This window comes from Pseudomonas sp. B21-012, assembly GCF_024749305.1.
GTDB lineage: Bacteria > Pseudomonadota > Gammaproteobacteria > Pseudomonadales > Pseudomonadaceae > Aquipseudomonas.
Window position 1 is genome coordinate 3,061,820 of sequence record NZ_CP087197.1, and the last position, 24,484, is coordinate 3,086,303.

At 60.9% G+C, this 24,484-nt stretch carries 26 protein-coding genes and 1 pseudogene; 1 reads left to right on the plus strand and 26 read right to left on the minus strand.

Features of this window, described 5'->3' with window-relative positions:
- Window positions 1-2 precede the first annotated feature (2 nt).
- From LOY37_RS13940 to LOY37_RS13975, 8 genes and pseudogenes are all read right to left on the minus strand, one after another.
- Window positions 3-584, minus strand: coding sequence for a hypothetical protein (locus LOY37_RS13940; RefSeq protein ID WP_258714982.1), 582 nt, complete (start codon window positions 582-584; stop codon window positions 3-5).
- Between the two features lie 10 nt (window positions 585-594).
- The gene (locus tag LOY37_RS13945; protein WP_258714983.1) at window positions 595-1,650 is read right to left on the minus strand and encodes a hypothetical protein; all 1,056 of its coding nucleotides are present in this window, start codon (window positions 1,648-1,650) and stop codon (window positions 595-597) included.
- Window positions 1,650-2,732 (minus strand): DUF1983 domain-containing protein, encoded by a 1,083-nt coding sequence (locus LOY37_RS27405; RefSeq protein WP_309475552.1) that lies wholly within the window; start codon window positions 2,730-2,732, stop codon window positions 1,650-1,652. The genes LOY37_RS13945 and LOY37_RS27405 overlap by 1 nt, the downstream gene beginning before the upstream one ends.
- Before the next feature lie 1,145 nt (window positions 2,733-3,877).
- Window positions 3,878-6,338, minus strand: a pseudogene (locus LOY37_RS13955) (host specificity protein J); the annotation flags it as partial.
- Between the two features lie 56 nt (window positions 6,339-6,394).
- Window positions 6,395-6,991: a tail assembly protein gene (locus LOY37_RS13960; RefSeq protein WP_258714984.1), complete on the minus strand. Its 597-nt coding sequence runs from the start codon at window positions 6,989-6,991 to the stop codon at window positions 6,395-6,397.
- Between the two features lie 423 nt (window positions 6,992-7,414).
- A complete protein-coding gene (locus LOY37_RS13965; protein WP_258714985.1) occupies window positions 7,415-8,209 on the minus strand; it encodes a hypothetical protein in 795 nt (264 codons plus the stop codon).
- Window positions 8,210-8,391: 182 nt separating this feature from the next.
- Window positions 8,392-8,733 (minus strand): hypothetical protein, encoded by a 342-nt coding sequence (locus LOY37_RS13970; protein ID WP_258714986.1) that lies wholly within the window; start codon window positions 8,731-8,733, stop codon window positions 8,392-8,394.
- Window positions 8,734-8,842: 109 nt separating this feature from the next.
- Window positions 8,843-9,205, minus strand: a complete 363-nt coding sequence (locus LOY37_RS13975) for a DUF2388 domain-containing protein (RefSeq protein WP_258714987.1) — start codon at window positions 9,203-9,205, stop codon at window positions 8,843-8,845.
- Window positions 9,206-9,393: 188 nt separating this feature from the next.
- Between LOY37_RS13975 and LOY37_RS13980 the strand changes: the two genes are divergently transcribed.
- On the plus strand, window positions 9,394-9,624 hold the full coding sequence (locus LOY37_RS13980; protein WP_258714988.1) for a hypothetical protein: 231 nt from the start codon (window positions 9,394-9,396) through the stop codon (window positions 9,622-9,624).
- Between the two features lie 77 nt (window positions 9,625-9,701).
- Here LOY37_RS13980 and LOY37_RS13985 read toward each other — a convergent pair whose 3' ends face one another.
- The 18 genes from LOY37_RS13985 to LOY37_RS14070 all read right to left on the minus strand — a co-directional run bounded on the left by LOY37_RS13985 (window position 9,702) and on the right by LOY37_RS14070 (window position 24,482).
- The gene (locus LOY37_RS13985; RefSeq protein WP_258714989.1) at window positions 9,702-10,496 is read right to left on the minus strand and encodes a C40 family peptidase; all 795 of its coding nucleotides are present in this window, start codon (window positions 10,494-10,496) and stop codon (window positions 9,702-9,704) included.
- A gap of 2 nt (window positions 10,497-10,498) precedes the next feature.
- Window positions 10,499-11,251: a phage minor tail protein L gene (locus LOY37_RS13990; RefSeq protein WP_258714990.1), complete on the minus strand. Its 753-nt coding sequence runs from the start codon at window positions 11,249-11,251 to the stop codon at window positions 10,499-10,501.
- Between the two features lie 9 nt (window positions 11,252-11,260).
- Window positions 11,261-11,599 (minus strand): phage tail protein, encoded by a 339-nt coding sequence (locus tag LOY37_RS13995; protein ID WP_258714991.1) that lies wholly within the window; start codon window positions 11,597-11,599, stop codon window positions 11,261-11,263.
- On the minus strand, window positions 11,599-14,511 hold the full coding sequence (locus LOY37_RS14000) for a phage tail tape measure protein (RefSeq protein WP_258714992.1): 2,913 nt from the start codon (window positions 14,509-14,511) through the stop codon (window positions 11,599-11,601). The genes LOY37_RS13995 and LOY37_RS14000 overlap by 1 nt, the downstream gene beginning before the upstream one ends.
- Before the next feature lie 3 nt (window positions 14,512-14,514).
- Window positions 14,515-14,772, minus strand: coding sequence for a DUF1799 domain-containing protein (locus LOY37_RS14005; RefSeq protein WP_254284378.1), 258 nt, complete (start codon window positions 14,770-14,772; stop codon window positions 14,515-14,517).
- Window positions 14,773-14,828: 56 nt separating this feature from the next.
- Window positions 14,829-15,212, minus strand: a complete 384-nt coding sequence (locus tag LOY37_RS14010) for a phage tail assembly chaperone (protein WP_258714993.1) — start codon at window positions 15,210-15,212, stop codon at window positions 14,829-14,831.
- A 9-nt stretch (window positions 15,213-15,221) separates the two neighbouring features.
- The gene (locus tag LOY37_RS14015; RefSeq protein ID WP_258714994.1) at window positions 15,222-15,881 is read right to left on the minus strand and encodes a phage tail protein; all 660 of its coding nucleotides are present in this window, start codon (window positions 15,879-15,881) and stop codon (window positions 15,222-15,224) included.
- A gap of 39 nt (window positions 15,882-15,920) precedes the next feature.
- Window positions 15,921-16,349 carry a DUF4128 domain-containing protein gene (locus LOY37_RS14020; protein WP_258714995.1) on the minus strand — a complete coding sequence of 143 codons (429 nt, stop codon included), beginning with the start codon at window positions 16,347-16,349 and terminating at the stop codon, window positions 15,921-15,923.
- Complete coding sequence (locus LOY37_RS14025; protein WP_258714996.1) at window positions 16,346-17,020, minus strand: hypothetical protein; 675 nt, start codon at window positions 17,018-17,020, stop codon at window positions 16,346-16,348. Before LOY37_RS14025 ends, LOY37_RS14020 begins: the two co-directional genes overlap by 4 nt.
- A gap of 2 nt (window positions 17,021-17,022) precedes the next feature.
- Window positions 17,023-17,415 (minus strand): hypothetical protein, encoded by a 393-nt coding sequence (locus tag LOY37_RS14030; RefSeq protein ID WP_258714997.1) that lies wholly within the window; start codon window positions 17,413-17,415, stop codon window positions 17,023-17,025.
- A 2-nt stretch (window positions 17,416-17,417) separates the two neighbouring features.
- A complete protein-coding gene (locus LOY37_RS14035) occupies window positions 17,418-17,795 on the minus strand; it encodes a hypothetical protein (protein ID WP_258714998.1) in 378 nt (125 codons plus the stop codon).
- Between the two features lie 3 nt (window positions 17,796-17,798).
- Window positions 17,799-18,233 (minus strand): HeH/LEM domain-containing protein, encoded by a 435-nt coding sequence (locus LOY37_RS14040; RefSeq protein ID WP_258714999.1) that lies wholly within the window; start codon window positions 18,231-18,233, stop codon window positions 17,799-17,801.
- Between the two features lie 47 nt (window positions 18,234-18,280).
- On the minus strand, window positions 18,281-19,258 hold the full coding sequence (locus LOY37_RS14045; RefSeq protein ID WP_258715000.1) for a phage coat protein: 978 nt from the start codon (window positions 19,256-19,258) through the stop codon (window positions 18,281-18,283).
- A 3-nt stretch (window positions 19,259-19,261) separates the two neighbouring features.
- Window positions 19,262-20,035: a hypothetical protein gene (locus tag LOY37_RS14050; RefSeq protein WP_258715001.1), complete on the minus strand. Its 774-nt coding sequence runs from the start codon at window positions 20,033-20,035 to the stop codon at window positions 19,262-19,264.
- 81 nt (window positions 20,036-20,116) lie between these two features.
- Window positions 20,117-20,446: a hypothetical protein gene (locus LOY37_RS14055; RefSeq protein ID WP_258715002.1), complete on the minus strand. Its 330-nt coding sequence runs from the start codon at window positions 20,444-20,446 to the stop codon at window positions 20,117-20,119.
- Between the two features lie 73 nt (window positions 20,447-20,519).
- The gene (locus LOY37_RS14060) at window positions 20,520-21,611 is read right to left on the minus strand and encodes a minor capsid protein (RefSeq protein WP_258715003.1); all 1,092 of its coding nucleotides are present in this window, start codon (window positions 21,609-21,611) and stop codon (window positions 20,520-20,522) included.
- Complete coding sequence (locus tag LOY37_RS14065; RefSeq protein ID WP_258715004.1) at window positions 21,538-22,992, minus strand: DUF4055 domain-containing protein; 1,455 nt, start codon at window positions 22,990-22,992, stop codon at window positions 21,538-21,540. The genes LOY37_RS14060 and LOY37_RS14065 overlap by 74 nt, the downstream gene beginning before the upstream one ends.
- On the minus strand, window positions 22,992-24,482 hold the full coding sequence (locus LOY37_RS14070) for a terminase (RefSeq protein WP_258715005.1): 1,491 nt from the start codon (window positions 24,480-24,482) through the stop codon (window positions 22,992-22,994). The genes LOY37_RS14065 and LOY37_RS14070 overlap by 1 nt, the downstream gene beginning before the upstream one ends.
- Window positions 24,483-24,484: the final 2 nt, after the last annotated feature.

Consider the following 24,484-nt stretch of genomic DNA (forward strand, 5'->3'; position numbering starts at 1 on the left):
GTTCAGATCGCCTTCAAAGTGCCGTCAGCGGCACGGATTGTGTTGCCCGTGTGGTAGAGCGTTACCCAGGCCCCTGGATTACCCTCGCTGGAAAAATGGCGCGCGGTGATGAAAGGAAGGTTGCCCGCGGTCGCCGTCATCGCGATCTGCTGGATGTAGTTTCCGCCGAGACTGTTGACCAGGAGCGAACCGCCAGTGTCGCCGAATGGACTTCCAGCAGCGCCAGCGCCGAACTTGTAGAACCCTACCAGGTAGGCCGAGTTCGGGGTTGCTGCAGGCCCGCCACCTGATGCGCCGAGGCCAAAGCCTCCGACGGCTAGCAAGGCGCCAGCAGTTGCATCGGTCGCGCTGGCCTGCTTGTTCGACGTGGCGGCAGTCCCAAGACCAAGACCCGTCCGGGCAGTCGCCTGAGTGGTGCCGCCGGTGCCGCCCTTGGCCACTGGAATAGCCGCCGGGAGAGTGTTGCCTCCCAACTGCGTGTACAGCTCATCGAAGTTCGCAATGGCTTTGGTCCAGGCTGCACGCGGCGTATCACCACCGACTCCAGAGGAAACAGCTCCAAGGTTGATTGCTTGTTTGGCCATTAAAGACTCCTCAAATCGGTTTCATAGGCCGCGCTGCAAACAGCGTCCGGCCATTGGCGGTAAGTGGGTTGATGCCTGAGCCGTTATCGACATACATCTGGAGCATTCCCCTATTGCCAGGCCAGAAGCCCCCGAAGTTCGCCCGTATTGGCTGGGTCGTTTGCACGACGTTCGTGCAAGTAAACAGGGCATTGGCCAGCACGTAGTCGTCATAGCTGCCGGTCCATGGCATCTGCTGGCTCGGCGAGTAACTGCCGGAGCCGCTGATCGGGTCGCCTGCCTGAACGAACGAGTTGTTCGCCGGCTGACTGTTGAGGGAGGTGATGTTTGTTGATGTGGAAAACAGGCGGACGCCATTGGCGTCCCGCACTGAAATCCCGTACTGGCCGACGGGCGAACTGTCAGCCATGTAGCTCGAGCAGAACCACTTGATTGTCATGAACTGCTGCCAGGCGCTCCCATGCAATGGGTGTGGCCAGGCCTTCAACCTAAACCCGGTCCAGTTCCCAGGGCTGCCCTTGATCGAAAAGTTGCCGACCATCATGTAGTCGACCGCATTCAAAAATACCAACGGCCTCTCGGACGTGGTGATCGGCGCCGGGAAGTTGATGTCCGCCCACTGGATAAACTGCGCCTGCTGGCCCGGAATCACCTGCTGGCCAAACTGGAAGCTGCCACTGTGACGAACACTGAGCACTCGATTCACCGCATCGATCTGCATGCGGATGTTGTCGTTCCTGCTCCTGATACCGTACGAGCCGGTCGCGGTGAACGGCTCCCCGCCCTGAGACAGGATCATCACTTGCCAGGTATTGGTGAGCGGCTGTCGCAGCTGCAGAGTGCCGGCCGAGTACCAGGCTGCAGGGGAATAGGTGTATTCCCCTTGGTCCGCCAAGGTATCGACGACAACGAATGACTGCGCCTGAATCTCCGGAATCGAGATGTACTGGTCGAAGCTGCCATCCCCGGTGACTGTCATCATCTTCAGGGATCGGATAGGTGTAACAGAAGTGTCGAAAGTGACCACCCCCGCTGCCTCCCTGGTCCTGAATCCGTACAACGCCATCAGGTCATCCTCCCCACGCCTGTGCGCTCGATGTAGTTCAGGTCGTAGACATACAGGCCGTAGTTGTTGAGCAACACCGAACCATCTGCCGTCTGTCCGCGCAATGTCAGCGTCCCAGCTGGCACGTTGATCTCCAACAGCGGCAACCCTTGCGAGTTGACCGCAGCAGAGCGCAATGTCATGCCGAGCACGATCTCCTTGATGAACGCCTGGCTGATAAATGCCTGGTTGACGAAGAGCTGGCCGTTCTGGAAAACGAACAGGTTCCCTTCCACGCCGTTGATGCCATCGATGATGGCTACACGTTGGGCAGAAAGCAGGATCTCCCCAACCTCGCCATTGCTTCCCTGAACGATACCGGTTGCAACCTTTTTGCCGTTTGAGTTCGTCTCGGTCTTCCATGTGGATTGAGCGGAAACCTTTCCATCGACACCCGCCACTACCTCGCTCAGCATCTGGACCGAGGCGTTTGCCTCACCGGCTTGCGCCTGCACGGTGTCAATCCGTTGCCCCGTAGCTATGCCGTCCTCGATCCGGGCCGACTGCTCGGACCAGACCCCGACCGAGCTGGAACTGCTGCCAGCAAAACCCTCGGTGGTCCCCGCTTGCTCTGGGTTCACTTGGACATACAGGCCGTCCAGGCGAGTAGCCTGCGCGGTAATCTGGTCGCCCTGTTGAGTGACATTGGTATCGAGCTGGCTGATTGCCTGGGCTTGGGCGCTGTTGACGCCTTCGGCACTGGTTACCCTGCTGGTGAGGTTGGTGATCGCCTGGCCCTGGCTGGTGATCGTTGTGCCCTGCTGGGTCACCGTCGAGCTCAGGCTCGAGACCGCTTCCGCATTCGCTGAATCCGCCGCGGTTACCCGGCGGCCAACGATGTTGCACCACAGCGCCCTGCCCCCTGCTGGCTGCAGGCGAGACACAAACCGAGCCGACGCCGCCCCGGCAGGCGCGGTGATCCGTCCCTTGAAGGTCTGGAACCCACCGCCCGCGGAGAACGTGAAGGCGTCGAAATAGCCGAGGTTCACGCCATTCTTGTCGGCGAAGCGCAGCTGGAAACTACCGGTTTGCCCTGCAGTCATCTCAGCGCGGTAAACGTCGGCAGACAGGTCGAACTGCTCGCCAGCTGCGGTAAGGATGTTCTGGTCCTGGCCGCAGAAGCTGGCCTCGTAGAACGCAATAGCCTTTCCGGCTGACGGGTGCGCCGTTGTGGCAACCACTGTCGTTGTCGCGGCACCCCACGGCGCGGCAATCCCGTCCTCAAAGTTGCCCTTGAGCACCAGGTTGTCCGGCTGCTGGCCGATAGACGACTTGATTTGTGTGATCGCCGCCCCCTGACTGGTCAAGGTGCTGCCCTGCTGGCTGACTGTATTGCTCAGCGCCTGGACCGTCGAGGCCTCGGCCTTAGTGGCCACCTGGGTCAGTGCACTGGCGGCTGCTGCCGCTGCATCCGTGGCCACTTTGTCCGTAACCGCCACCCAGGCTGCGCCATTCCAACGCTTCGGTGTGTTGGCATTTCCGGTGGTGTCGATCCACAGGTTCTGGGCCAGGCGCTTATCAGCCGCCGGCGCCGCCGTGCCGTAGATCACCTCCCCCTTCGCCCCCGCCTTGTCTGAGGCTGCCTGGGCGGCCTGCTGCGCAGCGGTGACGTTGCTGTTGGTGGTCTGCAAGCTATTGGTGAGCCCGGTGATGGCCGAGCCTTGGCTTGTCAGCCCCTGCTCTGTCTGGGTCACGCGGTTGGCCAGCGTATTCACCGTAGAGGCGTCTGCCTTGCCGTCAAGGCTCGACTGAACACCATCGATGCGCTGGGCCTGGGCGGTCAGCTTGCCGTCCTGTTCGGTTACCTTGGTCTCCACCACGGTCACGCGCGCCGCGGTGCCGTTTTCCGTCCTGGCCACCTGGCCGATGTCGAGCCAGTAGGCTGGATTCGGAGGCGCGTTGCTACCGCCGGCGGCAGCCGGCACAGCTTGGATCGCAACATACAAGCGCTGGCCCTGGCGCACGTTGTCGCCCAGGGCGTAGGCCTTGGCCGGGTCGTACTCAAGCGCGTCGACCACGTCGCCTATGGCGTCGATCTGCTCCTGCAGTTGGTCGTTGATTTCCTTGAGGCGATTGTTCACCGATCCCGGCAGGGTCGGTGGGCCAGAGATCAGCGCGATCTCCTCGCGCAGCTCCGGGTACAGCGCGCCGTTGCCGATCTTGTCCTTGAAGTACTCCTCGTACTCGCTCTGGTCGGAACTGGACTGGCCATTGACGCCCACGCCAGCCGGAAACCACGGGCCGATGTTGCCGGTGCGGTCGATCAGGCGCGCCCAGAAGAAGAACGACACGCCAGCAGCCAGGCCGTGCATTTCGTGCTCGGCCTGCGGATAAGCGAAGTCGCCCAGCTTGATCGCGTCGTCCCGCGAGGTGGTCTTGCTGTACCAGATCTCCGTCCGCTGGGTGTCCTCGGCGCCAACAGGGAAGCCCCAGGCCAGCTTGATGCCGTAGACCAGCGGCGTGGTGTTCAGGAACGACACCGCCGGCGGCAGGCCGGCCTTACCCGTCAGCTGCGTGAGGCTGGAGCTCTTCCAGATCGACGAGATATCGAAGGCGCTCACCGCCCGCACCCGGGCCAGGTAGGCGCCGGCGTAGATGCCCGTCACGTCGACCGAGGTCGCGCCAGTGCGCTGCAGCTTGATCCAGTTGCCGTTGTCCTTGCGCCACTCCACGTCATAGGCCACAGCGCCATTCACGGCTGGCCAGGCGATGGTCATGGTGCTGACCGCGATACCCTGGTCCACGGCATAGCTCGAGGTTAGGGCTACGCTCGCCGGCGGCGGAACGACGGTGATCGGGATCACGCTGATCGGCCGCTCTTCCAGGCGGGCGCCGGTGTCGATGTGCGCGAATTTGCTTGGGTCGTACTGCACCGCGCTGATCTCGAACACGCCCGGCTCTGGGCGGGTCACGCTGGTCACACGGTACAGCGGTACCGCCAGGTCGTCGGCGTCGAGCGCCCATACCAGCTCGGGCTCAGGCGCCACCGAGTAGGCGGTGGTGACCGTTACAGCCCGGCCACTCACCGATTGAACGGTGCGCGCCTGGCAGGTGCCATCCGGTAGGTTGAGGATCAAGCGGTCACCGGCCTTGGCCTGGGTATCGCGGTCCAAGCCGATGGTACGGCCAGACACAGCAGCAATACGCCCGCCAATTGGCCGGCCCGCCAGCAGCTCGTCCGCGACCGGGATCACATAGCCCGGCAATGGGATGCGCCCATCGAGCCCGACCTTGAAGGTGATGCCTCGATCTCGTGAGTTCGTCAGCAACGCCCATTTGCCGCGGCGCTGGGCCTCCGACTCGCGGGTGCAGCCGATTGCGCTGATCTCCAGCACATTATCGCCATAGCGGCGCTGCAGCTTCTGGTCGGTCACCGAGGTGACATCAGTGTCGTAGCTGTTCGCCGGGTTGTCGTAGCTGATCAAGGCGCGGCTGTAGCGCGTGCGCTCCGAGGCGCTCGAATAGGTGAACTTGCCGTCGATGACGTTCGCCCGGGTGTAGGCGAAGTCGAAGTCGGTGTCGCGCGGCATGTCAGCCAAGCTGTACACCTGCCCCTGCGCCCAGTAAGTCATACCCCGGTAGATCGCCGAAATGTCGCGCAGCAGGCTCCAGGCGTCGGCTTTGCTCTGCAGGTTCAGGTTGCAGATGAAGCGCGGCTCCTGGCCGCCCTTCCCGTTCGGTACCGACTGGTCGCAGTACTGGGCGATCCGGTAAAGCTCCCACTTGTCGACCTGCCAGGACTTGATGCGCCGGCCCAGGCCAAAGCGGTCGTTCACGGTGATGCCGTAGGTGTGCCAGGCCGGGTTATCGGTCCAGGCCTCTTTGAAGGTGCCGTCCCATACCCCGGTGTAAACCCTGGTGCGCGGGTCGTAGTTGCTGGGCACCTGAAATCTGCGGGCGTCACAGTCCACGGTGACAGCCGGAATGTTGCGGAACTGCTCGGCCGAGAACTCGATGTACAGCAGCGCGGTGTTCGGGTAGCGGACCTTGGCGTCGATCACCTCAGTGCGCCCGACGATCTGCATGGTGTCGGCAATCTTGTTGTTGTTTTGGTTGGGCGTCAGGCGGCGGACGCGCAGCAGCCAGCCACTGGTGGCCTTCGGCAGGTCGATACGCCGGGTACGCTCGTAAGTGCTGGTGGTCTTGCCGTCGACTGCCTCCAGCAGCACCTGCTGATAGGCGCTGCCGTCGGTGGCCAGGTCCACGGCATACTCGATCCGGTAGCCGTTGACGTTGCCGCCTTCGTCAATCGACTGGAGCATTGGCCAGGCAAAGCGCAGGCGGATCGCAGACAGCTCCAACCTGTCGATAGCGCGGATGTAGGCGTTGTCGCTACGCAGCTCAACGCTTTCGCTGATCTCGTTCTCGATGGACGGGATGCCTGGGATATGGCCCTGCTCCACCGAGCCGGTGCGCCATTCCCACTTCACGTTCGGGAAGTTCAGATTGCCGGTCGGATCGGCTAGAGGCGTGCTGTCCAGATAGATGTCGCGGGCGGTTGGCGTGCCTTCGAACTCACCCTCGCCCACGGCGATCAGCATTTTTGCCACGGCAACCGAGCGCAGGCTGTCCGGCGCCTCTGTAGGCTGTTTCGGCTTATCCGAGCCGCCCTTGGCGCCAACGATAACCAGTTTCTGTGCTGTGCCCATGCTTTCCTCCAGGCGTAAAAAAACCGCCAGGCGGCGGTCGGTGTTCTGTGTGCGGGTTACATCTGGTCTTCGGCATAGATCGCGGCGCTGATGATCGCGCCACCCCATCGCCGGCGCCCCAGGCAGAGCGGTACGGGGTTGCCGCTGGCCGTGGTGTTCTTGGCGCTGCCGAAGGCGTAGCCCGGAGTGTTCTCAGGGGCAGCGCTGGTCTTAAGGCCTTTGGCTTGGGGGCTGAGCATCTGGATGACGCCGCCGATCATCAAAGCCGCGCCTGCCTGGTAGAGGAACGGCGAAGCAGCGGCAAATGGCGTGAAGGAAACGACATACGCTGCGGCGACCAAGACAGCTCCGATGATGGTGTGCAGACTGCCTCCGCGCTTACTACCAACCACCACAGGGGCAATTCGAACTTCGCCAGTTCCGCTGAAGCCCAACTCCTTTTCCTGGAGATTCTTTGACCCTCTGAAAATGGCGAATTCAAGCCCTCGCGACCTTGCATTGGAAATAAATTTCTCGAACCCTGGGATCTGGACACAGAGCGCCTTGATCGCCTCGGCCGGGGTTTTCACTGAAAGCCGAAACTCTCGGCCGAACTTTCTGAGCAAACCGTACAGCCTGACAATGGTCATCGGTTCGTAGCAAATAGCAGACATACATTTTCTCCGGGCATAAAAAAACCGCCCTAAGGCGGCTTCGAAAATTCGACATCTCTAAAGACAGGTACGCGCTACATCTACCCACTTATTCCAGGTGCCATTGCGAACGTAGACTCGCACTGAGGCGCCACCTGCAGCCTCATCAACAACCGCCATGGCTGGCGTTCCAACCATATCAATGTTGAGCTTGATGCTGTAGCCGTCCTCGGTCTCGGTTGCCGCTACACTCGAATTGAGGTCTTGCCATTTCGGGGTTAGGCACCGTGAATAGTCACGCGGGGACTTTGCAGTTTTGGCTTCGAGGCTAGGGCCGCTCTTCTTCAATTCGCTCGGGGACACACACCCCGCCAGCAGCACCAGCCCCAACATACTTATCAGAATTCGCATCTCATCCCCTCTTGGAGTAACTCGTCTATTTCTTCAAAGCTTCATCATATCTTCAAGGCTCATATAAGCCTTGTTGATAAAGACGCTGAAGTCAGTTCCTGCCTGCCCTCTCATGCGCTCAACCTCAGATAGCAGCCTGCGCTTTTCTGATATGGGGACCTTCAACTTGCCGACCGTTTTCACTATGAGGAGAAACCTCAGGTAGTCGCCTCCGTCTGCCGCGATAGGACCAATCTCTGACGCCATCTGCCCTCCCTGTGCAAAAACTCTCCTATGCTTGGTTGTTGGCACCCATATCCCCTGCCATTCATGCCTAGCTATTTTGGGTAGTTTCCCAGGCGGCAGGGACTCCAGGCGGCCGTGCTGTTGCAGCACGCGAAGAGAGTTTCGAGCCTGCATCGTCGCGAAAAACTGATAAGCAGCAATACCGTCAGCGCCTTCCAGCTTCTTCGTGTACGGCAAGCACAGGAAGCGATCCTCAAAAGGTGAGTAGCTTTCCACCATGATGACGCCACTGGGGTCTGAATCATGTTGACTGACAACGATGTGATCAGGTCCGTTCCACGGCGCCGCAGTCTCGGTTCCCGGAGCGAACAAACCTCGAAGATAGGCCTCATCCTCGCCAGAGAAGCGTTGAGGCGTACGCTGGTAGAGCACTGCCCCGCCCTTGGTTACGTTCTCAATTGCTTTTGCGCCACGGACCAAGATGGCCTTTTCTAGGCTGAGCTTATCCTCAACAGTGAGGCGATACGCTAGCGGATCGTACTGGTGACTAATGGTGTCATCGGGGCCGTAGAGGTACGGCTGAATGGCATCTAGGAGGTTCACATCGAGAGCATCCCTGTTCAGATTCGGGAAACTCTACCATTCGAACGGGTATTTCCGGAATGACGGCAACGCCACCGCCACCGCCCCAATCAGAATTCGCATGTGATCCCTCCGTTGAAATGGGTGACTGTTGCATTCCCCAAGTCTCAAACCCCAGTCAGCCATTAGCGACGAGCGTCGGATCACCGGTTGTTTATCTCAATCTTCAGGTCAGGATCCGGTACGTACTTTGGGCGCGCCAGTTGTGGGTCGCCAGCCGGCAAGCAGTAGAAGAAAACCTCCGCCTCGCCACAGCCACCCCGTAAGGCGCACTCGCTCGCCTGAATACGATTGACCAGGATTTCGCGCTGAAGAGAGCTGCAGTAGATACTCGCGTCTCTCAGTGCCTCACCTTTAGCCGAAGCAGGGCCACCGAAAGCTACGCGGGTCGAAATCATGTAGGTGTCAGGGCCGACTTTCATTGCCCCGGTGTTGGAGCATCCTGCCAGTACCAAGAACACCACCAGCCCAATCAGAGTTCGCATGTGAGCGGTCCAGAAAAGGCTGACTGTAGCGCGGACCTGGCCGGGCAGCCAAATGCAAAAAGCCCAGCGCGGGGCTGGGCTCGTTACCAGTGGTCGAAACGCTTTTATGCTAGCGAATTTCGTAAATCAAAACTGCTTGAGCTAGCTCAATGTCGCTGACTGTGCCCACTTCATTCTGAGAACGCAACACCTCGAATGCTGCCTCCAGGCCCACGCCTCGAATTAATCCATCACTCGCAACGAAAGCTGCAGCATCATTGCGAGCGGCGAGCATCTTTTGGTCGCCTCTCTTACAGCTATTCCGGCTACTTTCTTGACTGTCTTCGGTAAGCGTAACGGGGAAAAGTGTCACAGCAAGACTTGATGAAACAATCGCTCCAAAAGTCGAGACGTCGACCGCCCTGCCATCACCAGCGATCACGGGAAAACTGCACGAAAAACCAAGCATAAGCACAACAATCAGTTTGCGCAAAAGTCCACTCCATGGAAGAGAGTCATCCTTTAGAGGCTGAATCTACCGTCTTCCTGGCCGGGCATCCAGTGTGGATGGAAAGCCAGTACCTTTCCTGCTCGGCAGCGTAGTAGCTTTATGCCTCCAACGAACTGCCCCAGTCCGTTGCCGGAAAGCCCATGGACTGGGGCTAAGCAAAAGGATTAGTTATGCAAACATTAGATCAGCGTGTCGCCGACTTGGAGAGAGTGCTAGTTTCCACGACATCAGCGCTTTTAAACAGCATCCTATCTATTGCAACTGCATTAAACGACCAGCCAGGCTTCGACAAGAATGCACTCTTGCGCGAGCTGGACCTCGTTAAAGCCGTTCAAATTGAAGGGGGTTCGCAGCAGCATTACGAGGACACTATTTCGATGGTCCAAGAACGACTTTCTTAGCATTTTCACCGGCAGCGCCTGAGCCGCTGCCGGGCCAAAATATCAAGCCCGCCAAGACGCGTTTGCCACTTTCTAGTTTAACGATCCTCAGTTGAATCATTTTCAACCCTCACTTTTCTGCTCGCGTCTCGATGACGCAACACAAGGCGTGTCCGGGCAAGCCAAGGCCCGCCGAACACGATGATTTCTGATGGTCTGCCGTACAGGTGGTGCAGCAGGAACGGCCCCTGCCCGAACACCTGGACCTGCTCGTCCGGCAATTGCGGGTCTGCGCCCAAGTAGATCCCGGCATGGTTCGGGTGCGCCGTGCGCCCCACTTCCATGACGATCATGTCGCCGCGCTGTGGTCGGTCGACCTGGTAGAAGCCCGCCGCCTCGTAGGCCTGCTCGTACAGGCTTGGCCCGGAGGCCTGCTCCCACCAACCGTCCTCGCGGGCGTAGGCCGGAAACTCCAACCCCCACTCCCGCTGATACCAGTCCGCGCAGGCCTGCCAGCAGTCCCAGGCGCCATGCACGAATGGTCGGCCCAGCAGCGGCGTGCTGCCGCTTGGGGTGATGGTGCGTAGATCGCCTTCAGGCCAGGACAGGATGTGCCAGGGCAGTGCCGTGGCTTCGCACATGGCCAGGTCACGCGGTGACGGCCTGCTGGTGGCGTCGGGGTGCGAGTGCACGATGCCGATCACATCGCCCCGGTCTTCCGCTGCAGCGTATTCCTCCGGCGCGATCCGGAACTCTTCGCCTGGATCACTCGCAGTGTTGGTGCACGGCACGTAGATCTGCTTTCGGCCCACGGCCAGGATCAGTCCGCAACACTCGCGCGGGTACTCAGCCGCGGCGTGCGCTTGCACGGCGGCCAGGATGTGTTTGCGCATGGTCAGCTCCGTGCGATCAGGGATACGGCCGGGAAGCCACCGAAGGAGAGCTCGTTGGTTTCGCCGAAGCGCAACTTGCAGGAGCTGAGGCAGCCCTTGCACTGGTCCTTCGAAGGGTCGTCCGTGGGGTTGTCCTCGTCGTCGAACATTGCGGCGCCGGTGTAGTTGCAGTCAGGGCCCCGATAGCCATTGGTCATGGCCCAGTGGCAGAAGGTGGTCATCTGCCGGCCCGGCAGACCAAAGCCGTCGATTTCGCCCGGTGAAGAGAGCTCCCACACGACCATCTCGCCGTCTTCGCCGGTCTTCTGGTCGATGTACCAGATTTCGAGCGCTTCCTGGGTCGGGTCCGCTTCGGGATTGCCGCCCGGGAAGTTCTCAGCATCCAGGTACTGGGCCAGGGTCTCGCGCACGGTCAGCTGGAACTTCAGCAGGTCGTCGAACGCCAGGCACAGCGCAGTGATACGGCCGTTGACGTTGCCGGCTGACAATGTCGGCCGGGTTGCAGAGCCGTTGCTGTCCGCCCCAAAACCTTCGATCTGCACGGGCCAGGCCGCATACTCGTTGCCCTGCCAGAAGATCGACTTGGCCGGCAGCTGATCTGCATCAGCCCCGGCTGCAGCCAGCTCTTCCGGCGAGTGTGGAATGGCATGGCCGTGAAATCGAAGTACATCAGCGCCGTATTCGGAGCCGTCGATCTCGAAAAGGATGACCTCATCGCCTGGCTCCAGCCTTTGGATGTCTCTGATCAGGGGCATGGGTTGGCCTTATGGGTGGAATGTCTGCGTAAACGTTGCAGTCAGGGCGTAGATCCGCCCGCCGCGGTTAATCGGTTGATAGCCGGCGCACTTGTACAGGCCAAGCCCTCCAAGCGGAGGCGTCCACAAGAAGGCTTTGGTGCCCTTGTGGCGATCGAGGAAGGCCTGGACGGCCTTCACACGCTCCTTGGTGCCGGTGTACGTGATCGGCCAGGACTGCGAGCGGTTGTTCAGGCTTTCGCCGACCGATTGCTCGTAGCCATCGCCGAACTTCTTTGTGCGTACGGCAAACGTCACCTCGCCCTGCTCGCCGTTTTGCACAGGCCAGGTAAAAGTCTCGATAGCCATCAGCGCCCCTTCAATGCGTTGTTGATACGGCCGCCCTGCCTAAGATCCTTGGCCATCATCTGGTGGTACCTCTGCTCGATAAGAGGGCCAATTTCAGCGGCAAACTGCTCAAGCCCAGCGGTGTCGCTGGTTGAACTGGTGTTACCGTCGCCATCGATGTTGATCGTTACGTGCATCACGGATCCTCCCCCGCCTCCGGCTGCCGCAGCGGATACCGGCCCAGTCCCCAGCGGCGTGATCGTACCGCCCTCGGCCCCCATCATCAGGTAGGTCTTCCCTCCCTGATTCAGCAACTCCGGGCCCAGTTCGTTGACCTGGTAGAGCGAGTTCGCCGCTACCGGGCCGCCGGCGGCACGTCGACCAGAGACGAAGTTGTCCATGATCTCCGGGCTGTAGCCGGCCTGGGTTGAGCCTGCAGAGGAAGGTGCGCTGCCGCCACTGAACCAGGCGCCCAGCGCACTGCCGGCAATGCTCGACAGCAGCCCTGAGGCAGCCTGCCGGGTGGCAATCCGTGCCATGTCCGCCAGGATCGACTTGGTGAAGTCGGCGAACGAGCCTTTCCCAGTGATGGTGAAGTTAACGACTGAGTCTTCCATCGAGCTGAAGGCGTTGGTGAACAGGCTTTTGGTCTGCCCGGTGACATCCCGGGCCGACTCCAGGTAGTTCTGGAAGGCCGACGAGGCGCCGGCGCTCCAGCTGCCCTGGGCAGTGGTCATGTCGTTGTAGTTGGCGATCGCAGTTTCCTGCAGGTCGCGCTGGGTCTTGTCGAGTGCCGCCAGCTTCTGGTTGTACTCATCGAGGCTCATGCCGCGGGAGCCGTCACCGTACTGGTTGGCCAGGTCCAGCTTCTGCTGGTTGATCCGGTCGGTGATTCCGTTCTGCTGTTCCTGCAGGCCGCGCTGCCGGTCGCCCAGGCCGAGGCCTTCGGCAGATCGCTGGCCCTGCAAGCGCAGAGCCTTCACCTGCTGATCCAGCGCGCTGGTGTAGGTCTGCACCGCCTGGGCCTGCTTGCGCAGCCGCCCCTCCTCGTTCGTGGCCAGTACGGCCAGCTCCGAATCAGCGTCCTTCTGCGCCTTGACCATGTTGGTCCGGGCATCGGCGATCTTCTGGTCCAGCTGGACCCGCTGAGCAGCCGAGGTGCCGGCCTTGCCCTTGGCAGCTTCAAGCGCCGCGATCTCCGCCTGGTAGGCGTTGGTCACTTCGCCTTTCTGCTGCTCGATGATGGCCGCGCGCTGGGCCGCGTACGACTCCTGGGAGATGATGCCGGCCTTCTGGGCAGCATCCAGCTCTTTCTCGGCGTTCTTGTACTCAGCGAGAATCGCCGCGAGCGAGTTCTTTGAGTCATTGAAGCCAGTCAGGTTTACCGCTGTGGCTCGGACCGCCGGGTCCTTGTTCTTGTCCTTGATGTTCTGGATGGTCTTGGCGACAACATCAGCCTGCACCAACGGGTCGTTCGGGTTGGCCTTCCTCAGCGCCTCGACATCCCGCCGATACTCTTTGATCAGCTTGTTGCGCTTCTCTTCATTGGTGAGGTTGGTATCGCTGATTTGTTTGAGGCGTGCGGCTGCATCGATACCATCTCGCTCTACCCGTACCCGATCTGCTACAAACTTGGTACGACTCCGCTCTGCCTCAATCTGCATCTCGAGGTAGGCAAGCTCCCTTTTGTCGTTCTCGGTGTCTCGGGTCTCAATCCCCATGGCAGCGGCGCGCCCTCCGCGCCCCTGATTGGTCTGCAGCCGCAGGCGAATCACCTCCGCCTGCTGCTCCAAGGTCTGAGCCCGGCCAACACTCAGTGTGGCATCGAGAGCCTCAGCAGCCGCACTCTTGATTCCTTTCCAGGCGCTTTCGATCAGGCCGAGGTTTTCCGTGACCTCGCCAGCCCTGGTTCTGATGGTGTCGGCGTAGGTATCGGTCAGCAGCTTAGCCGCGCCGATGGTGTCGCCCTGCTCCTTCAGGGCCACGATCTGCGAATAGACCGATGCCGTCAGGAAGTTGTACTGGTCGTTCAGCTCCTTGGCGGCAGCGACCGGGTCTTTGGCGATCTTGGCGAACTCGGCAACAGTCGCATCAATGGAACGGTCTGCGGCCTTTTCCATGTTCAATGCGGCTTCAGAGATCGTTTCGAAGCTGCCACTGGCGATCTTGCCGTTACCGGCGAGCTTGGCCAGCACTTCAGCTGCTGCACCAGTTGTGCCGACAGTGGCACTCACCTGCTGGGCCATAGCCGCCAACTGCCCGGCGCTGGTGCCCGCGGCGTTGCCGGTGAAGATGATCGCCTCGTTGTACTCGTCGGCCTCCTGGCTGCCCTTGTAGTAGGCCAAGGCCAGCGCACCGGCTGCAGCTGCAGCCACGGTGAACGGGTTGACCAGGCCAAGCACATAGCCGCCCACGGCCTTCGCCGCCGGCGCGATACCGCCGAACATATCCTTGAGCTGGCCGCCCTGCTGCAGCAGCACAGTCAGCGGTGCCTGGCCGCCCTGCAGAGAAACGAAGATGTCAGTGAACTGCGCTGGCACCCCACGGAGCGCTGCGGCGTTCTGCTTGGCGGTGTTTCCCGTTCGAGTCAGCGAGTCATCGAAGCGGGTCAGCGCCTCACGGGACTGATGAATCTTGCCCTGGTATTCGCTGAAGATCTCGGGGTCGAGGAACTTCTTCTGCTTGGCCAGGCGACTTTCCAGTTCGTCCAGGCGGCCCAGCGCTTTAACCGTCGGGTCGATCTCGCCGAGCAGTTGGCCAAGGTCATCAGCCTGCCCTCGAAGGGCCTGGCCAGCCTTCTTCGCACTCTGCTCGACCCCAGCAGCAGCCTTCTCGGCACGACCACCAGCCTCAACCAGTTTGTCCAGGTCCGTCGCGGCGTGCGCGGCATCGCCGGAATCAACCCGGATGCCCAGTTCGGCAATGGTGGTCATGATCTACTCCACGGATTCGGCCATGACGGCCAAGGCCTCGGCCTCCATTACACGGAGATCGGGAAAAATGTCGGGAAGGTCGCGGCGTTTGATGCCGAGCATCGAGGCGGTGAGCGGAATGATCGAGTAGTCCAGGCCTGAAGCACCGCCTATGCCCGTCCGCCACTGAGTGGACATTGCCTCGAGCAGGCGGAAGGCTGGCCAGGCGTCCGGCCAGACCTCTACCTCTTCCTCATCGATGTCGTCTGGCGTAAGCCCCAAGGCCGCTAGCTGCTCGGCGGATGGGCCACGCTCATAGCAGGCGCGGGCCGCCGCCCTCAGTTTCCCAGGCGTGCCGGGTTATAGGCGTTCTGGAAGGCATCGATGACAGCTTTTGGCGCACCGGTGCAGGTTCGCACCAGGTCGAGGATGGCGTCGTCGCTGAACTTGTCGTCGAGATCCCAGCCAACCACGATGTCCTTCAGCTGCTCAGCCTGAAGCTCAATCTCGGCGGTGGTGGCGTCCTTCCAGCTGATACCCTCTTCCTTCGCCTTCTCCGCCCAGGCGTCACGCGCATTGTTCCAGCGATCGAACATTTCGGATAGCGCGATACGGTCCAAGTAACGAAACTCGAACCCAACCTCCACGGGATCGGAGCCCACCCGTGGAAGCTGCACCGCTGCGCCGAACGTTGGGTTCTGCGCGATTTTAATCTTTGCCATGGGAACTCCTTACGCGCCAGCCAGGTAACGAAGCGAACGAGCAGACAGACCCACGCTGATGGTTCGGGTCATGACGTTGTTCCGTTCCATGGTCGGGTCAGGGGTGATGCTGACGTAGCCTGGGTACAGAATCTGGTCACCGTTTCGCAGCTTCATACGGATCACCGCTAGCTCTTTGGAGGTGTCGTAACCCTCAACAGCCTGCACGTAAGGCGCGGTAGGCTGGTCTTCCACCACGATCGACAAGGTGGTCGGGTTGCGGTTGGTAGGGAACTGCTTGTCGTCGTCATCTTCCAGATAGCCGACGGTCGCATACTGCTGCTCACCACCGGCCGAGTTGAACGACGTGACCTTCGAGATCTGAACCCAGTCGGAAACCGGGTACACGGAACCCACGCCCGCGCCTGCGGTGAATTTTTCTGCGTCGCTGGTATCGAGACCAGCCAGAGAGAACGCGTCATCGGCGACGTTTGAGGCCTTAACGGCGCGGTCGCTGATGAGTGCCCAGCCGGAGTTGACCAGCAGAACGTCGCCGTTCTGGACAGTGTGACCGGCAGCGGTCGCCACCGGCGGCTTTGCGTTGGTGAGTGCCGTGAACGCTACGGCGGCGCCAATGACTCTGGCGATCTCGAGCGTAGCTCCGTTCGGCAGCGGGAAGCGTGCGGCCATGGTGTATTTCCTCATTGATGCCCGCCGGGCGGCGGTTGGTTATGCCCCAGCGGGCGGTTGGTCTGCGACACCCTGGTAGGTGAAGCTGGTCGGGACCGTGTAGGTCGCCGGCTCGGTGATGGTGGGCCCCTGCTCCAGCGGCTCGACGATCAGGCCTTCGAAGCCGTTCCGACTGAGCTCGGTGTCGACGCGGAACAATGTGCTCAGCTCGTCGATAAGGGTCTCAGCAGTAGCCAGGGCCTGGCCTGCCGGGCAGACGATGCTGATCTGGTAGATACCTCGGTACTCATAGGCTTCTGCAGCCAAGTAGCGGGTGGTGGTGCTGGCCGGCAGTAAGAAGGCCCGGAGGTAGGTTTCGCCCGGAGAGGCCTCGAAGTCCTCCTCCATGTGCGCAACCCGGATCGGGCGCGCAGCTGCCCAGGCCGCCAGCTTGATCTCAATTGCCTGACGGGCGCGTGCGTGGCTCATACTTGGTTGTTCCTGATGGCTTCGTCGACGATGGCCTTAAAGCGCGCCAGCGTCACGCGAACCATTCCGCCGGGAGCTTGAGTCGAATGGCCATACTCGAGAGGGATCGCGTACGGCAGATTGTTCACGATGTAGGCGGTCTGGCCGATCGTCAGCGCAGCGACCTGCGCCTTCAGCTCGGCGATGGTCTCGTTACCAGATCGATCGATCCGGTCCAGCTCGCCAGTTGCCGGCGCATCGATGGAGAATTGCCAGTTGCCACGAAAGCGCCCGCCGACATACCCCTGGCCCGCCACAAGACCGTTCACAGCGAAGTTCTGATCGCGCTCTGCCTTGGTGAGCGGCTTGGCGTATCTGACGCCCTTGCGCAGCTTGCCGGCCTTGGTGAAGTTGTCCTGGTTCAGGTTGATAAGGGTGTTGCGTACCGCAACCTTGAAGTCGTAGCTGTCAGCAGCCCTAGTGTTAGCCGCTCGATGAGCTACGTTGGCCTTCCAAATCTCGGGATCGCCCACTGGCGACATGCGGATGACACTGCTACCAATCTCAATAACGATCTCTCGAAACGTGGCATCAAGCGCCTGCTCGGCCTGCTCTGCGAAAGCCCTAATGGCTTCAGCGAATCCGCCCTGCAGCCCGCCATATCGCTGCGTCATGTGTGAACCGCGTGGCATGATCACTTCCTCAACTGAATGGTCCAGGTAGCTTGAGCGGGGTCTTCAGACACGTTTAGCACCCGGTATCCGCTAACCTGGTCGCCGATCTTGGGCGCCACCGGGACATCGGTAACGGCAACAGCCTGCCCCTCAAACAGCTCGTTCTGGAGCACCAGCAGCTTCACGTCCTCAGTCTGGATACGTGATCCATCAATTTCCTTGGCCAAGTAGCTGCCGAACATCCCGCGACCGGTGTAGCGAATGGTCGTGGCAGGCGCTGTGCCGCCGATCGCCGGGTCATAACCACCCTTAATGGTGCGGCTGCCAGCTACAGGCTTCACTGCGTCGGCCAGGCCGTCGGGGTCGCTAAACGCCTCGGCCAGCTCCGCCTGAATCTCTTCGCGCATGCCCATGGTCAAATCCTCTTGAGCATGAGGGTCCCGGAACGACGCATCCAGGGTGCAATCAGGTCCAATGCGAAGTTCTCAGCCGCGGACAACTCGACTGAGCCCTCGGCGTAGGTCTTGCTGGTTGAGGTGCCAGCCTGAGCTGACACGGTCTTGCTGAGCACCTCCTTGCCAGTGTCCTTGTAGAGCTTTTTCTCGGCAGCCAACTTGGCCACCTGCGCGCCAGCGGACACAATCGCGTCTGGCACCGGGTCTGGCACCGTCCGCCTGATCTTGGCCGTGAGCCAGGCATTGCCCATGGCTACGGCAAGAACCGCATCACCGGAGCCCGCCCAACCCGGCCCAAGCTTCTGGTCGACGTCAGCGACGGTGACGAAGTCGGTCATGGCTTATTCCTTCGGGATCAGGGCCTGCAGGTCGGGCTTATTGAGGGCGGCGTCGAAGGTGATGCCCTGGGCCGTCAGCCACTCCTTCAGCTGCGGGACCTTCATTTTGTGCGGATCGGTCTCGTCGTCGCCGCCCTCTACCTCAATCGCTTTGTCGATCTCGGCCTGGCTGCTCACAGAGGCATAGCCAGCCGGCGGGTAAGCAGAAGCCTTGTAGCCCTCCGCTACCCACTGGGCGATGGTCGGGCCATCCAGGCGCAGGCCTTCCTCGATCTCGCTGACGCTGATTCCCTGGCGCTGGTACGCCTCGCTGATATGAGGGGCATCGCCCTGCACAGAAACCGAGGTGGCGCCGTCGATGACGCCAAAGAACTGATCCAGGCGGCGATAGCAGGTGCCGAGCTCGCTGCCCGGGGAGTTGGTGTAGATGACTTTCATGGTGAGCTCCTGCGCAGGGCACCAGGTCGGCGCCCCGCATCATGGGATCAAGGGGTGGCAGTGCCGCTGATTACCGCGGCGAACGGGACCTGCTTGCGGTCGAACACGCGCTGCCAGTTGGCGGCACTGGCGTATTGGACAGCAGAAGGACTGAGGTTCAAGTTCTCGCTGCCCTTCCAGCTGAATCCGGCTGGCTGCAGAATGAAAGTCTTGCGCTCCCACAGGACCTCGGCACCACCACCGTTACCACCGCCGGGCTTGCGCTCCAGCTCGACCGGCACAGTCGGCGAGCCCTCACCGTAGCCGAATGCCCCCTGGCCGAAGAAGACGGACAGAAACTGACCTGGCGCGTAGGTCAGGCTGTCATCCATGAACACTGGTTTTCCCAGATAGGTGGCCAGGATGATCTTGCCCTGGGAGTCGCGCAGGTACTCGATCATGTCCTGCTTGACCATCTGGTTCATCACCACCGAGTGCACGCCGATTGCAGCGAACATATCGGCGGCGTCGCCGGCGGTAAAGGCGGCGTCCTGGAAGGCATTGGCGCTGATCGATGCGCCGGAGTCCTTGACCATGTCACCGCCGTTGTTGGCGATGTTGGAGGCGATCACGCCACGCGCAGAGCCCAGCAGGTAACGCTGCCACTGGCGGGTCCAGTAGGTGCCAAAGCGGTTGCGGATGTGTTGCTGTGGCTCGGAGTTGGCAAGTTCAGCGGTGAGGTCGGAAACGCCGTACCCTTTGTTGAGGTACAAGGTCCGAGCCCGCATGCTGCCCTGTTTCGCCTTGCCAACCTCGCCCAGGTCGTCGGGGTTGTCGTTGGAAATGTTCGGCGCCTCGTCGGCGTCCAGGTCCTGCCAGTAGCTGATTTCGGAAGTGCCCTGGCCGTTCTTGGCGATGTCGTCGAGAGTCGCCGAGCGGGTCACGATGCCCGACTCGAAGACGGCAGTCTTCTCGGGGGAGTTCACCGGCTCCAGGGTGCCGTAGTAGTCGGAAACGAAGATATCCGACAGTTGGGTAGATGCCATGGTTTAAGTTCCTCGGGTGGCTTGGAGTTTTTTGTATGCTTCAGGGTTGTCCCGGGCGATCGCAGCGCGCTCTGCCTCGGTGTACTCGCCCCACTTCTTCGTGGCCTTGCCACCGTTGTCACCGGTCTGCCCGGCACCCTGAGCCCTTGGCCACAGGTGGGTAGCGGTTTCGCGCAGCGATTCCGCCCATTCGAGGGGAGACAGCGGGGTCTTGCCGTCCTTCCCGTACACGACTTCGCCGGCACGGTCAGTGGCGATTGGTTCGCCGTCTTCGCTCAGTTTGAAGGTGCCTCGGGCACGAAGAATGATGTCCTCGGCAGCCTCAGGCAGCGCGCCGGCTTTGATGGCGGCCGCGCGAATGGAGTCGGCCAGCACTTTGTCGCTGTACTTGGCAGCGAAAGCTTCGGCCTTGTCGGCACGCTCGTTGGCGGCCTTGACCTGCTTGTCCAAGTCGCCGCGTAGGCGCTCGGTACGACGGTTAATAACCTCGTCCAGCTTGCCCTCGGCGATCAGCTTGGTCTCTTCGTCCTGGCCAACTTTGGCCAGCAGGCCCTTGACCGCTTCGATATCCAGGCCGTCGAACTGGCCTTTCAACTTATCCAGCTCGGTCTTGATGGTCTTGTTAGAGCCGATCAGCTCCTGGTTCTTGGACTTGAGGCCCGAGACCTCGCCGTCCAGAAATTTCTGCACCTCGCCGCCCAGCGCCGCCTTGAGGGCTGCGGTTTGGTTCTCGTCGAGGGTGAGGCCGTGGGCGGCCGGGTCGAAGTCAAAAGGCATGTGGCTATCCCCTTGGGATTGATTGACCCGCCTTGCGGGCATAAAAAAACCCGCCGAAGCGGGTTGATTAATGGTTAGAAGCTAAAAATAAATTATCTCTAAAAGGGTCATGCCGCTGCTCGTACCGGCATATGCATGGACATTCTCCACAAGATCAAACAACGCTTGGTAACCAGCATTACCTTCTTGAGATTGGCGTCCATTAGTCATGACTGCAGTTGCATGGCGTCTTGCTAACAGCTTAATCCAGCGAACTTTCAGGAGGTGTTTGAGGACGAAAGCTACGTCGGCCGAATGGGGAGAGTTTGTAGCTTTAGCGTGACGCCTCAGACCACGAAACCCTTGCATTCGAATAGACCTTGATACCCTGGGTGTGAGCGCACCATTGAACATCAGCATAAGTTGCTGCATTACGATGCCTCTTTCCGTCGAGCTCATACTAGTAAGCAAATTGCTCTCCCTGAGCGATCTCGAAACTTCAACCTTACAAGCCAGCAGCCATGAACGCTAGGGGCTCTATCTCTTTGAGCTGATCCAGCGTCAGCGGCTTGAAGTTCTTGTCCAACTGTAGCGCGGCGAACCGCTCGGCCGTCAGGCCGCCATCGCGGAAAAGCTTTGCTCGGACCGGCCCCAGGGCGGCATCCTGAAACGCCGCTGGCTGTGTTTTCAGCCACTGGTAGTAGCTGAGCCCTGCCGACACCTGCGCGCCACCGCCTGCGCCCACAGATGCCCGTGATGCACCTTCGGCGAACAATGCCGATAGCCTGGTTATCGGTACCGTGGTCGACCGGCAGTTGATATGCGCCGGCGGCAGCGGGCCCCTACCTACCTCGAACACTCTACCGTCCAGGCTCTTGCACAGGGTGCTGGTCTTGCGATCGAGCGTCGACACCCAGCGATAACCTGGGATGACATCGGAGTTCGCCTTGAGCGTCTCCATGCGCGCCGTGGTGGCCACATGCTGGACTGCGGTCTGGACGATGGAGCGGGCGTTGCGATTACTCACAGCCAGGATGCCGTCAGTGAAGTTCTGTGCCGCGGTGCCACGAACTGCTTGAGTGATCTCGGCGTTGGAGTGTCCCTGCACGACGCCAAGTCGGATGGCGTTCGTCACCCGGGTTGACTCGGTGCGCGTCCAGCCGTTCAGTAATGACTTCAGCAGCGTGCCGCCGTCGATCCCTGTCACCTGTAGCGGCTGCGTGTTGATCGCCGCCCGGATCAGAGAGTCAGCCGGCATGACCGCGTCGATCAGCAACGCCTTTGCCAGGCTGCGGCCCTCAAATGCAGCCTCGTACTGCGCGATGTCCACCAGGTCGGATTGCATCCGGTCGCTGAAGGCTTTGTAGATCTCCAGCAGCTTTCCGCCGACCCGCCCCAGAAACTCCTCGAGCCTGCTGCGGCTGTAGGTCGTCAGCTCCTTGCGGGTGAGCTGGTCGCGGACGTGGGTATCAGCCCTGCGCAGGTAGGTCTCGAACTTCTTGACCTCGCCGGCCTTGAGTCGCTCAAGCAGAACCGAGTGGCGGCTTACCTGCTCCAGCAGCTTCTCGTCCGCCGTTTGCTCCGGTTTCGTCGCCATCGTCTTTATCCAGGTTGATGCCGGCCGATTCGCGCTCGTCGCTGATCATCTCGGCCTCTTCGTCGTAGGGGCGCTCCGGCAGCTTGCCGGTGGTGAGGTACTGCCAGTAGGTTTCGGCGCTGATGGTCCCGGCCATGACGCTCTTCTGCAGTTCGGCCAGCACCTGGGCATCGACCTCGGGAATTACGAACTCCGGTTTAACTGTGAAGACGACTTCGTCCGGGTTGTAGCCGGTCCACTCTGCGGCGTAGCGCAGGGCCTGCTCGATGCCGGCTGCAGCAGTAATGACGATACTGTGCAGCGTGGCGTGCTGGTCGTTCTGGCGGGTCTTGCGGGCCTCGCCCGACTCGGTGCCGGATACATCCATCACCTTGGCACCAGCTTCTAGGGCGGCATTCTTCTGGTCTTCCATGGCAGTACGAACGGCCTGAATGCCGGCGCCCTGGAACTCCAAGTAGCCGCATTGGCCACTTGGGCCGAGGTCCCAAGCAGCGGACGGCCCAGTGACGCTGAGCTCCACGCTCTCATCCAGGCCAGATACCCACGGTTGCGGGTGGCTGGTCTGGTGTAGCGCGGTGAAGTAGTCGGCGCTGAGCTGGTAGGACTTCAGTGCGGCCCGTGCCATAGTCAGGAGCGGGATCTCGTCCACGTCAGGGGAGTTGTCAGTCGATCCGCAATAGATGACCGGGATGTACTCCAAACCGCGCACCAGTTGGTTGTCGGCGCCGACAGTACCCAAAGGGTGCGCAACCTCGATTAGCTCTCCGGCCTCGTTGCGCACAGCGGTGTAACAGACCTCACCCTCCATGTAGAACTCTCGGAAAACAGTCACGCACTCATGGCTGTAGCGGTCCTCTGCATCCTTCTTCCGGAACTCACGAAACACCGATAGGACCAGGTCCTGGCGACCACCCTGATCGGCAGTGTCCCAGTTGATGGCGTTGCGTACTGCGTAGGTGGAGAAATACGGCTGCCCCGTGTCGTCGACGTTGACCACCAGCGGTACCCGGCCATGGGATATGGCCTGGCGCACGATGCGCAGGAACAACTGAATCAAGCCAAACCCGTCGGCGGTGGCATTCTCTTCGAGGTTCTTCAGGCCGGCAGGCAGTTTCACCTCAGGGATCAGTCGCGAGACCAGGCCCATCATTGAGCGCAGCGAGTCTCGCACCCAGTGCTCATACTGGGCGCGGTCGGTGTAATTACGGTAGAGGTATGCGTTACCCGCGCCGTCCAGCTTCTCGGCCTCCACCATGCCGCTCGGCTTCGGCAGATTGCGCGGGCTGCGCTTGATAGCGCCCTCGCCCTCAAGGGCGTCGTCCATCATCCGCCACTCAGCAATGTGAGCGTCGTAGTCTGGGTTGGTTGATTGAACAGGCATTACGCCAAACCTCCGATGCGGCGGACACCGCCTGTGCGTTTACGTCGCGCCATGGCAACGGCGAAATAGCGGAAGCCGTCGGCCGGGTGGGATGACCAGTCATGAAGCGGCTTATCCTTCCAGCACCCACGCTTGTCGTCCCACTCTTTGCGGTAGCTCTCAAGGGCGGTAATGCCCTCGCCGCATTTGGCTTCGTCGAAGGCGCAGTTCGGCAACACCTCCCGGGCCTGCTCGATGCCTTCATCGATGCCGAGCTTGGGCACGACCAGGAATGTCATCCGGTACTTTTCTCCGTCGATCTCATAACCCTCGCGGGCCAGCTCTCGGCGGGTCTTGCCATCGCTGCCGAACTCGCGGTTGTCGATGTCGTGTGGGCCCCAATGCTCACCGTAGGTGTAGCCGCGATCCTTCAGCACCTTCATGTAGTGCCGCAGGCCTTCGCCGCTGTTCTGGTAGAAGTCGATGACGTGGTATTCCTCGCCGACGATCCGGACAAACCAGATTGCGGTCGAGTCGCCCACGCCGATATCCCAAAATGTGTGCACCGGCAGGTGGCTATTGTCGGGCAGCTTGCCGATGCGCTGGGCGGCGTAGAGCTTGGTGAACTGCTTGGCGTAATAGGCGCCCTCGATCGTCTGCTGGAATGCTTCGGCAGGGATCGACGGGTACTCACGCTTCATGTCATCGCCGAGGGTCTTTTCCTTGGCGCTGTACCAGGCACGCTGGCCCGGGTTTGTGACGATGCCGTGCTTGGCGGCCAGGTCGTCGAAATACTTTGTCAGCCGATCCGGGATGGTGACATCGGTCGGGTCAAGCCAGTACAGCGGGTTCCGCCACCAGCTGAAGAAGAAGAACTTCCAGTCCAACAGGCCCAGGGGCACGCCGGCGAGCTGCTGCTTCTCTGCGCTCTGCGAGTAATCGAAGAAATAACCCGCCCTCCCCTCCGCCGTCGACTCGATCGTAACGAAACACTCTGCGGCGACAGCCTCAAAGGCACCGGTCACGATCTCTCGGGCTTTGTGAGGAAACTTGGCACAGATCTTCCCGAACTCAGATACGTGCAGATACCGTAAAGTCCCGCCCCGAAAGGATGTGGACACATAGAGCGATCCGCCCTTGCTGAACACCAACTCGCCCGCAGCGTCGTTGCGTGCCGGGTTTGCCGCCTTGATCTCCTTGGGCAGGCTGTCGTAGGCGTACTTCACCTTCTCCCTGAACAGCCGCTTGGCGTCATTCAACGTGTGGGCAATCAGGGCGCACTTCGCCGCTTCGAACAGCGCGGCATCCAGCTGGACGATGCACACCAGGGTAGTGAACCCGAGTTGCCGCGCCTTGAGGATGATGTTGCGGGTGTGCATCCCCTGGAAGTAATCGACCTGCTCCTGCGTCATGCGGAAGCGGACCTTCTTCCCCTGCTTGTCGGTGATGAAGTAGAGGTTGTTCAGCCGCCAGAACCGGTCCCGGAGCAACTTCAGGTGCTCGGGCTTCATGG